The organism is Rubritalea profundi, assembly GCF_002954445.1.
GTDB classification, from domain to species: Bacteria; Verrucomicrobiota; Verrucomicrobiia; order Verrucomicrobiales; family Akkermansiaceae; genus Rubritalea; species Rubritalea profundi.
The window spans coordinates 1,061,274-1,071,500 of record NZ_MQWA01000001.1; the positions used below are offsets into that span (position 1 = coordinate 1,061,274).

Below are 10,227 nucleotides of genomic sequence, written 5' to 3' on the forward strand. Positions count from 1 at the left end.
TTTACCAATCATTACCCTCATCCACAGGTGCCTCTACATCAGCCCCAGCACCACTATCTAATTCCTCCTCAGACTCTCCCCCTAGAGCTCCAGCTTCCTTTAGCCCTTTGAGTTCTTTGGGCGCAAGTAAATCATCCCATTGCTGAAGTTCAACACCCTCACCGAGTCCCCCCATTTCACCTAACAGCTCTGAACAACGCTGATGCCACTTCATATAATCTGGAGCCGATGCCGGGATATCTCTAGAATTACTAAACACCAAATAGGTCACCGTCACATCTGAGACGGGTCGACTATAGCTACTCGCTTTAGAATTAATTTCTTTGGCCAAGCGCAGAGATCCCTCTCCCACTTTGAATGAAGGTCCACCGTCGCCTACAATTGCCGGATAAATCTTATCGCCAAATATAACGACAGCATAGTCGCCCACTCTTGCTGCAAATTTATCGCTTCTATTAGTGATCATATTGACTGGCATCACAATGAAGGGATCGTATTCAGCTATCAAAAAGCTGCGAGCCTTCATGTCAGCCACTCCACGATCTAACATCTTGATCCGAGCCTTTAGCCAGGACTTGCGGTCAGCACTTGTTTTCTTGTCCGCCATCTCACGCTTGGCATTACCAATTCTTTTCATCCAGCCTGTTAACATCGGATTGGCCGTCTTACCTGTCTTTTTCCAGCCATAGCTAGTGAACGGTTGGTAGTAGGTCGAATTCACTATTTTATCGGGCATCTTGGCCAATCGATCTCCGTCTGAACCATCAGAAACCACATCCATATCCCCCTGTAGTAAAAGGACTTTCCGGCCCGTCGTTGGTGACTTTAGATTCAGTATCGTCTCACAGTCATAAAAGTTATGCTTAGTCGAAAGTTCATTGAGCTTGAGCACCTCACGCTCTAGCCGCTTCACCTTATTTTTATAAAGCGTGTAATAGAAACCTGAAACCACTGACCCCTCTAACATCACTTCTAAACCTGGCAACAACTTAGGCAAATGTGAGTTCACGCTGCTCAAGTCCTTGATGCTTGTAGACGCCTTTGGCAGCGGCACCTTAAGCCGATATTCAGCAACATAACTTTTCTTATTGTTCCGCTCAACCGAAGCCAAGTCTCCTTTGCTCGTTTCAAATGCATAATCAAAATGGAAGCCCTTTGACATCCGAACCATATCTCCCTTTGTTCCCACAAAATGCTCTTTCGGTTGATAGACTTTCGCAACAAGTATTGGGTCTTTAACCAATTCTGGCTCAGGCTTCAGCTCAGGTTCTGGAATCACCTCGGGAGCTATCTCAACCTCGACATGGATATTCTCTTCCTGCATCGACTCATTCGGCACGTAGGATATTCTGTTCACTTCACGTTGTGCCAGAATCAACTCCTTAGCATAATCTTTGAGCGTTCTTGGAATACTTGTAAATGGGACGACTACAGCAAATAGAACGATCAGAAAAAATGAGCATCTCAACCAAGGTAGACCGTTTGAGGATTTGCCATTTTTTGAAAGGAGAGCTTCTTTGGAGTGCTTTGAGGTCATATCGGATTCTAAATTGGCAGACGGTCATGATTGGTAAACTCAAAAGCTCCAGTAATGTTCAGAATTTCTGAGTCGAATCTTTGCAGGCAGTTCAAAAGTCGTTATTAGTATAGCAGAATGACTACCGTAGAATTGTTACAAAACCTGATACGCATCCCCAGTGTCAATCCAGATAATGACCCAGGAACGGACAAAGTCGGTGAGGATTCTATTGCTGAATACTTGAGTGACTTGCTCGTCCCCCACGGTTTTGATGTAACATTAGAAGAGGTCTTACCTGGCCGCCCTAATGTCATTGCCAGATGCCCAGGACCAGCTAACCGCCCACGCATATTCCTAGGCCCACACACCGATACGGTCGGAGTGTCCGGCATGGAGTTTGATCCCTTCTGTGGAGACATCAAAGACGGACACATTCTTGGCCGAGGAGCATCTGACACCAAAGGCCCGATGGCCGCCATGCTTACTGCTCTCATTGAAAATAAAGTATTGCTAGCTGAGCTCCCTATTGCCATCGACTTCATTGCTTTCATGGGCGAAGAATCCACCCAACATGGTTCCAAGCACTTTGCCGAGTGGCACGCAGAGGAATACATCTTTGGGATTGCCGGCGAACCAACGTCTTTAGATATCGTTTATACGACCAAAGGTTCACTCTGGCTCACTGTCGTAGCGAAGGGTACTGCGGCTCATGCCTCTCAACCCGAGCGCGGCTCCAATGCCATCATGACACTCGCTCGATCGCTCGACCACATGAACAAAAAACTCGCAAGTAAGCTTGCCACATTCACCCACCCAGTCCTCGGCCATTCATCATTTAACATCGGCACCATCAAAGGCGGTACTCGCCCTAACATCGTTCCTGATCACGCCGAAGCTGAAATTGATATTCGCACCACCCCCTCGCTAGACGCAGCAGGCGGAGCACACGCGCTAGTACTCGATTTCATAAAGGAGCAAGAATTACCACTAGAGGTCGTCAACGCTCACGAGAACCCACCGATGGAAACTCCCACCAGCGACCCGATCATCCAGCAATTGCTCAAAGCGAATCCTCAAAGTCAACTCGTCGGTGCTCCGTGGTTCTCAGACGCGGCCCACCTCTCACACGCTGGAGTCCCATCCATCTGCCTAGGCCCGGGTTCGATCAACCAAGCTCACACAAAAGACGAGTTCATCAAGATATCCGACCTAGAAGCTGGGCATATCTACTTCTCAAACTTCATCAAATCCTTCGCCGAGCAACCACTTTAACTCCCCCCCTTCTTTAGGACAAAAAAGCCCCAAGCAGCATCTAGCAGCTCGGGGCTTTTGGTTTAAATTATTAGACTTATGCCGTCTTCATCTTTTTCCAGAGAACGCCAACTAGAACAAAACTAACCGCACTAATTACGATATTAATCAGAGCTAACTTCGTTTCACCGTAGATAACATATCCAGTTGCAAAAAGTGCTGTGTAGACTGCAACAGAAGAGAATAGTGTACAGAGAATTCCAGTGGGTACATCCCAGCCATCTTTCAAGAGGCTAAGGTCACGCTTGTCTTCAAGAGCCAATTTATGGATTTCCTTCCAACCTGGACCACCAGGCTGAACCTTAGCGTAGAAGTCGATTAGAGTTTCCTTACTCGTAGGAGATGTAACCAAGGTCACAAGAATCCAAATAGCGGTCGTTGAAAGAGCGCCAATGAGCATGATTTGCCACTCAAATTCTTTCACGGTTGGTTCACCAATAATTTCTGGGAGGAAGAAAGTAATGAAACCTGAAACGATAAGAGCTCCAAACATTGCTGCTATTTCAGAGATTGCGCTAACACGCCACCAGAACCATCTAAGGATGTAAACTGGACCTGTGCCCGCACCAATCAGAAGGAGAAGTTTGAAGGCCTGAGAAGCATCTTTCAAAATGAGTCCTAGAATAGACCCCATGATGAGCATTACCACTGTAGCAATACGTCCGATATTCACCAACTGATGAGGTGATGCCTTTGTATTCAAGAAACGCGCATAGAAGTCATTCACCAGGTAAGACGCACCCAAGTTCACTTGAGTGGACATTGTGGACATGAATGCAGCAATCAATGAAGCTGAAACAAGACCAATCAAGCCTGTAGGCAGAAGTGTGAGCATTGTTGGGTAGCCCAAGTCTTGCCCTAGCTTATCAAGGGAAACATCGTTGGCCAAATACATGTGAACCAACGCTTCTTTTGCGATTGGGTCTGCTTGCAGTTTTTCTGCCTTATATGCCTTTTTGTCATCATCCCATGACGCTTTGTGCCATAGGAATGCCAATGTCTTGAGCTCTATGGAATCTTTATTCCCAATAACCAAAGTAGCGAGACGGTCAGCGTCTTCGATCCTTGCGTTGAAAGCTGTTTGAGCTTTTTCGCTTGAGTTCTCCGGCTTAGCGGCATCTGCAACAAGTGCCTTTTGCTTTAGCTCAAGAGACTTTTGCATTGAAGCATAGGCTTCAGGGTTCTCCCCCATTGCCTTCTCAACGCGCTCCACAGTCTTCGGGTGCGGCTTGAGGTGACCATCTGAATAATCTTGGTTGATCTTCATCGGCACAAGAATAATAGAAGCCAAGGCGATCAAAATCCATGGCCAAGGACGTAGTGCGTAGTGAGCAATATTGAAGAAGAGAGTTGCGCCAATAGCGTTCTTTTCGTCTTTAGCTGAAAGCATACGTTGCACGATGTAACCGCCACCACCAGGCTCAGCACCTGGGTAGTAAGTTGCCCACCATGTGATAGCCAAAGGAACCAGGATAATAGGAATCCAGCTGCTAGCATCAGTAAAGTCAGGGAACATATTTGTTTTATCGCCAACAAGAGCTGAATCAAGAATTGTCTGAACTCCACCAACAGCCTCGAGATCGAGCACGAATATAACAGCCCATACGGAACCAATCATGGCTAAAATGAACTGCACGAAGTCAGTCCAGATAACACCTTTAAGACCACCGAGTGAAGAGTAAGCAAGTGTTACAAGGCCAGCTACAAGAAGTGTCTGCCACCCTGGAACGCCGAGAACAATCTCACCGAACTTAACCACAGCCAGACTCACAGCCCCCATGATGAGTACGTTGAATACCAGGCCAAGGTAGAGCGAACGGAATCCACGAAGGAATGCAGCGCTCTTACCACTGAAACGGAGTTCGTAGAACTCAACGTCAGTCATAACCTCTGAACGACGCCAGAGCTTCGCGAATACGAAAACTGTGAGCATTCCTGAGAGTAGGAACCCCCACCATCCCCAGTTACCTGCGACACCCTTTTCACGGACAAGGCCAGCAACAAGGTTAGGTGTGTCAGTCGAGAAGGTAGTAGCCACCATTGAAACACCCAGAAGCCACCAAGGCATGCTCCGTCCACCAAGGAAAAACTCCTTTGAATCTTTACCCGCCGAACGGGAAGCCCATAGGCCAATACCGAGAGACAACACGAAGAAGGCGACGATAATGCCCCAATCTAGTGCTCCCATATCTACTGCCGCTAATAGATTCATGTGTAATATAGTGTGTGAGCTGGCAAACTAGAGAACGCCTAGCCAGCCTACAACCCAAATTAATATAACCGAGGTCGTATCGTTTATTGACTAACCAAAGTAGTCAGGCTGGTTGCCGGGCTTCCACTTAATATTGCAACCCGTTGCGGGCTTGGTATCCAGAATGGGAGTTCCGGCCTCGATCAACTGGCGAATGGCTAACTTTAAGTCACGACCATCTATCAACTCATTATTTCCTGGGCGTGAATCATCGTATTGTCCTGCGTAAAAGAGGCATCCGTCAGAATCTAGCAAGAAAAAATCTGGCGTACATGCTGCGTGGTAGCTCTTCGCCACCTCCTGGCTCTCGTCGTAAAGATAAGGAAATTTCCAACCAAATTCATTGGCAAATTCGAGCATTTTCGCCGGCCCATCCTGTGGATAGTTCTCCACATCATTCGAGCTAACCGCGATGGTATTGACGCCCCAGCCCTGCATCTCTGTCGCCATTGCTCCGACCTGCCTAGCCAGATGCACAACAAAGGGGCAATGGTTACAGACAAACATCACCAGTGTGCCTTTCTTTCCTAAATTCTCAGAAAGTGAAAACTCAATGCCATTCCCCGCAGGGAGTGTGAACTCAGGAGCCTTCTCTCCTGCCGTCATTGTAAATGTAGATGGTACCTCCGCCATACTCTAGAGATCTAGCAAACTTGACCCCAAGGCAAGAAAAAAGCCTCACCAGCTGGCGAGACTTTTAAAAGCTTATAACACTAACTCCCCCTACTCAATATCCTCACGGACAACTTCCTCACGGAGGTTGTCGATGATGTAGAGCTGTCTATCAGGAGTGTTTTTCCCCATGTAGAATGTGAGCATCTCTTTGAGGCTCTTGCCTTCTTCCATGTTCACGGGATCTAGACGTATGTCGCCACCAATCATGAAGGCGAATTCGTCTGGTGAGATCTCACCAAGTCCTTTGAATCGGGTAATCTCGGCAGCTTTACCGCATTTTTTCATCGCAGCAGCTCTTTCATCATCATCGTAACAATAAAATGTGTGCTTCTTGTTACGTACACGGAAAAGTGGAGTTTGAAGGATATGGACATGACCTTCACGGACTAGCTCTGAGAAGAACTGCAGGAAGAACGTGAGTAACAAAAGGCGGATGTGCATGCCGTCCACATCGGCATCAGTAGCGATCACGACCTTGTTGTAGCGCAGACCCTCGAGTCCATCCTCGATGTTTAGAGCGTGTTGTAGGAGGTTGAATTCCTCATTTTCGTAGACGATCTTTTTGGTCAGACCAAAACAGTTGAGCGGCTTGCCTCGCAGTGAGAACACGGCCTGGGTCTCAACGTCTCGGCACTTGGTGATAGAGCCCGATGCGGAATCACCCTCCGTCAGGAATACCATGGTTTCTTCACGTCGCTTATGCTTTGAGTCCAAATGCGCACGGCAATCGCGAAGCTTCTTGTTGTGTACCTTTGCTTTGCGAGCGCGCTCACGAGCCAGCTTTTTGATACCTGAGAGTTCTTTGCGCTCTCGCTCGGAAACAAGAATGCGTTTTTGCAAGGCCTCAGCCACTGCTGAATGCTTGTGTAAATGGTTGTCTAGATGCTCCTTAAGGAAATTGAGCATAAAGGTGCGCACCGTCTCACCATCTGGAGATACCGTGGTGGAGCCTAACTTTGTCTTTGTTTGTGATTCGAAAACTGGCTCTTCGACACGGATAGAAACCACGGCTTCGATACCCGACCGAATGTCCGATGGATCATATTGCTTCTTAAAGAAATCACGAAGGACCTTCACCACTGCTTCACGAAAGGCAGTTAGATGCGTTCCCCCCTGCGTGGTGTGCTGGCCATTTACAAATGTATAATAGTCTTCTGAGCTACTCGCTGTGTGACTGAAGCAAATGTCGAGATCTGGACCACTGAGCATAATTGGCTCATAGATCGCTTCCTCATCCATTTCCTCACGAAGCAAGTCAAGGATGCCATACTTAGATTTGAACTTCTTACCATTGTAAACCACACAAAGCCCTGGATTAAGATACGCGTAGTAGCGGCACATTTTTTCCACATATTGCTCGCGGTACTTCGTCTTCTTCGGGAAAATTTCGCGGTCAACATCAAAGCAAATACGAGTTCCGTTAGGTGCCTCGTCTTTCCTCGAACGCTTCATGTCTTGAACCACTTCACCTTGGCTGAACTCAATAGCCTTGGTCTCGCCCTCACGCCATGCTTGGATTTCGAAAAAAGAGGACAGAGCATTCACCGCCTTTATACCCACACCATTGAGTCCAACAGATTTCTTGAACGCCTCTGAGTCGTACTTTGCTCCGGTGTTAATCTTGGCGGCACAGTCCATCAACTTTCCCAGTGGAATACCACGACCGAAGTCACGCACTTCAACACGACTTTCTTCATCGATTGTCACATGGATTTCTGATCCATGGCCCATGATAAATTCATCGATAGAGTTATCCATCACCTCTTTCAGGAGAATATAAATTCCATCCTCCGGACTCGATCCGTCGGCTAGTTTACCTATGTACATTCCTGGGCGGAGGCGTATGTGCTCTTTCCAGTCTAAACTCTTGATGTCGTCTTCTGTATAACTAGCCATGAATGGGTTCTTGGATGCTCCTCATGATTAAGTTGCCTAAAATATCAGCTCAACGCAACATCAATTAGAGGCATCCTGCATTCATCGCAGGGCGATTGGCTGGCTAGGGGGCGCCGATGATCAATTTTTTGATGAGTTTAATGGTTTGCCATGGATGATTCGCGTAGTGATCCATTGCTCCGTTGAGTGAGTCGTACTCGTGGAATGGTATGACTGCTAGTAACGCCCCTCGAAAGAAAGCTAAATTCTTAGCTGCTTTGGGGTTACGAGTTGCAGTACAGTCCTCTCTCCATCGACTAGTTTCTCTGCACCAATGGTTTTTATTAGTGAGAGCTTCTCTCACCTCTCACTTGAACCGCCGCTACAATCAGGAGCTACCTTCATATTCTTATAGGCTAGCTTTAGCACCAGCAGGTTCAGGGCAATGATGAACCAATTTCCTACAAGAAAAACTGAACTTACTGCGCCTTGCCAGTGAGGCATGGCTATACCTATCACAATGGCACCCAATAGCAGTACGACAGCGGCACCCATCGCCGCAATCATCAAAAGCAAGGGGTAGCGCTTGGCCTTACCTCCTTGGTATCCTTTGCTAGTAGCGAGGCTGGCAAATTTAGACGCCGCCACCAAACCTACTAACAACAAGCCTAGGAAATAAAGATAAGCATGCCCCATAGCGTGGGTTACTCAGACTTTCCGTCTTTCTCCGGCGTTTTTTTAGAAACCGGCTCAGCAGCTTTCTTCTTCTTCTTAGGTGTTGCTGCCTTTTTGGCCGGCGCCGAAGAATGATCAGAGCTAAAGATGTGTCCGTCGCTAACTAGAATAACAAAGCCCTCATTGATCATCCAGTGGAGATCGTGGAACCATGCTTTCTTCACTTCGTCAGTCACCTCTTCAGGTAGAACTGTTTTCCAGAGAGCATCAATGCCTCCGCCTGGATTGCCTAAAATCCATGCCAACATAATGGCTGGACGTTCAGCCAACTGCACATCAACACCGATAGCATGTGGTCTGGATGGTCCACAATGGAGTTTACCTTGCCACTTAAACACAGCCAAATGACGACCAGAAAGCTGGCGGCAAAGGAATGGAGCCAGTTTGCCCGGATAACGACGCTGGTCAGCGATCGTCTCCTTCAATAAAGTCAAGAGACCTGGGGAAAGAAGCTTACCTAGGATCTGGGAGTCGACATCTGCGCGGTGCGTTGCTCGGAATGTATCCTCAAACAACTTAGCCTCAAAATGCGCGAGCATTGCTTTCTCATCCTCAAAAATAATTTCAGTGTCACTGACTAAGCGGTACTGAGTTTTCTTTTTCATTGTCTCCAACCACGCATTCACGGCTTCTTCACCACTCTCGGTCACTACCCGTGACTTGTAGCGATCCAGAGCCATGTTTGAGAACTCGGCCTGATGTAGGTCGATGATATTCTGATTGTATGCGTGGTAATTAGACGGGCCAAAAAGCGCCCCGCTAAATCCGCATTTCGCGATGGACTGAAAACTTCCTTTAGGTGCCTCTACTTCTACTTCTTCAGCAGTATAGAGTTCCTTAAGGCATTCCGCTGTACGGAAATAAGTTAGACACTCGGCCTTGGTCAAAAAGACTGCTCCATCGAGCTTTGACTGGAGCAATTCTGGGCCAGTCTCCTCCTTGCGGAAAATCACCTTGTAACGGTCGCGTGAGGCCAAAATCATCCGCGCTAGCTCGAACACAGAATAGGTGCGGCCTGCTGCGATGATTTCCTTGGAAAGGTTATCAATACCTTCTTCGATCGGCATAATGTCAGCAGCAACAGCTGCTGTTGCTTCCACTGGCTGTGGCCGTTGAGGCCGTTGAGGCCGGCGGAGCTCTCCACCATCACGTCCTCTAAAAGGTTTACGATCATCTCGTTCACCACGCTGAGGGCGACCACCTTCACGGCGCTTCCCCATATTACCCTCGCTACGGCGCCCATCACGTTCACCGCTATCCGCATATTTTTTGCGTGGTTTACTCTCTCCCTGGCGTGCCCAGGACGGACCAAAATCCAATGCGCTCAGGTCCAATGCTTTATTTTCTTCAGGTTTCTCGTTCATCTGACGCGACAATGCTGGCAGATTTTTTTCAGAAAACAACCCCATCTTTTGACCGAATTCTCTCCATTACCACTTAGAGTTTAAAAAGAGACTGATGCTGGTGTGGTTTCTTTAGAAATCAAGCGCGCCGAAGGAGCGATGCCGCTTGCCCACCACAGCCTCTCGCGCAGGAGGGGCCCATCGAGACTGAGGAGAAACGCTGATTTATAAGGAAAGCACCCAGCCCCTCACCCAGGAGTCCAAATCCCAGCCATCAACGCCCTCTACCGTATCCAACAAAGTGGGTATACAGATGAAATCACCTCAATCCATCCTAAGCAAAAAGAGCCCCTATATTGGCTCCAAGTATGTTGAGCGGTTGGTCGAGTCTTTAAAGTGACCTGCAGCACACTGACCGTGATGTTGCAGCGTCTTGTTGAACAGAGCCGCTGTGCGGCGGGGTCATGGATTTGCTGTTGTTTGTTGGATGGCTGGTTCGCATGATGGCCAGTTCTATG

At 47.9% G+C, this 10,227-nt stretch carries 7 protein-coding genes; 1 reads left to right on the forward strand and 6 read right to left on the reverse strand.

Translation table 11 applies throughout. The features are described 5' to 3' along the window. Window position 1: 1 nt before the first annotated feature. Window positions 2-1,537 carry a glycoside hydrolase family 75 protein gene (locus BSZ32_RS04605; RefSeq protein ID WP_105042342.1) on the reverse strand — a complete coding sequence of 512 codons (1,536 nt, stop codon included), beginning with the start codon at window positions 1,535-1,537 and terminating at the stop codon, window positions 2-4. 117 nt (window positions 1,538-1,654) lie between these two features. On the opposite strand from BSZ32_RS04605, the gene BSZ32_RS04610 reads away from it, so the two are divergent. Continuing rightward, window positions 1,655-2,791, forward strand: coding sequence for a M20 family metallopeptidase (locus BSZ32_RS04610; protein ID WP_105042343.1), 1,137 nt, complete (start codon window positions 1,655-1,657; stop codon window positions 2,789-2,791). A gap of 76 nt (window positions 2,792-2,867) precedes the next feature. Here BSZ32_RS04610 and BSZ32_RS04615 read toward each other — a convergent pair whose 3' ends face one another. The 5 genes from BSZ32_RS04615 to BSZ32_RS04640 form a co-directional block, all read right to left on the reverse strand. Next, complete coding sequence (locus BSZ32_RS04615; protein ID WP_105042344.1) at window positions 2,868-5,042, reverse strand: sodium:solute symporter family protein; 2,175 nt, start codon at window positions 5,040-5,042, stop codon at window positions 2,868-2,870. 90 nt (window positions 5,043-5,132) lie between these two features. Continuing rightward, window positions 5,133-5,714, reverse strand: a complete 582-nt coding sequence (locus BSZ32_RS04620; protein ID WP_105042345.1) for a thioredoxin family protein — start codon at window positions 5,712-5,714, stop codon at window positions 5,133-5,135. Window positions 5,715-5,804: 90 nt separating this feature from the next. Beyond that, window positions 5,805-7,652, reverse strand: coding sequence for a DNA topoisomerase IV subunit B (locus tag BSZ32_RS04625; protein ID WP_105042346.1), 1,848 nt, complete (start codon window positions 7,650-7,652; stop codon window positions 5,805-5,807). Between the two features lie 339 nt (window positions 7,653-7,991). Continuing rightward, entirely contained in the window at window positions 7,992-8,327 is a 336-nt protein-coding gene (locus BSZ32_RS04635) for a hypothetical protein (protein ID WP_105042348.1), read from the reverse strand. Window positions 8,328-8,335: 8 nt separating this feature from the next. After that, window positions 8,336-9,730 (reverse strand): hypothetical protein, encoded by a 1,395-nt coding sequence (locus tag BSZ32_RS04640; RefSeq protein WP_129589592.1) that lies wholly within the window; start codon window positions 9,728-9,730, stop codon window positions 8,336-8,338. Window positions 9,731-10,227: the final 497 nt, after the last annotated feature.

What these genes read in the sequence shown, in the direction of transcription:
- BSZ32_RS04605 (WP_105042342.1), bottom strand. Translation starts at nt 1,537, where the DNA reads ATGACCTCAAAGCACTCCAAAGAAGCTCTCCTTTCAAAAAATGGCAAA.
- BSZ32_RS04610 (WP_105042343.1), top strand. Translation starts at nt 1,655, where the DNA reads ATGACTACCGTAGAATTGTTACAAAACCTGATACGCATCCCCAGTGTC.
- BSZ32_RS04615 (WP_105042344.1), bottom strand. Translation starts at nt 5,042, where the DNA reads ATGAATCTATTAGCGGCAGTAGATATGGGAGCACTAGATTGGGGCATT.
- BSZ32_RS04620 (WP_105042345.1), bottom strand. Translation starts at nt 5,714, where the DNA reads ATGGCGGAGGTACCATCTACATTTACAATGACGGCAGGAGAGAAGGCT.
- BSZ32_RS04625 (WP_105042346.1), bottom strand. Translation starts at nt 7,652, where the DNA reads ATGGCTAGTTATACAGAAGACGACATCAAGAGTTTAGACTGGAAAGAG.
- BSZ32_RS04635 (WP_105042348.1), bottom strand. Translation starts at nt 8,327, where the DNA reads ATGGGGCATGCTTATCTTTATTTCCTAGGCTTGTTGTTAGTAGGTTTG.
- BSZ32_RS04640 (WP_129589592.1), bottom strand. Translation starts at nt 9,730, where the DNA reads ATGAACGAGAAACCTGAAGAAAATAAAGCATTGGACCTGAGCGCATTG.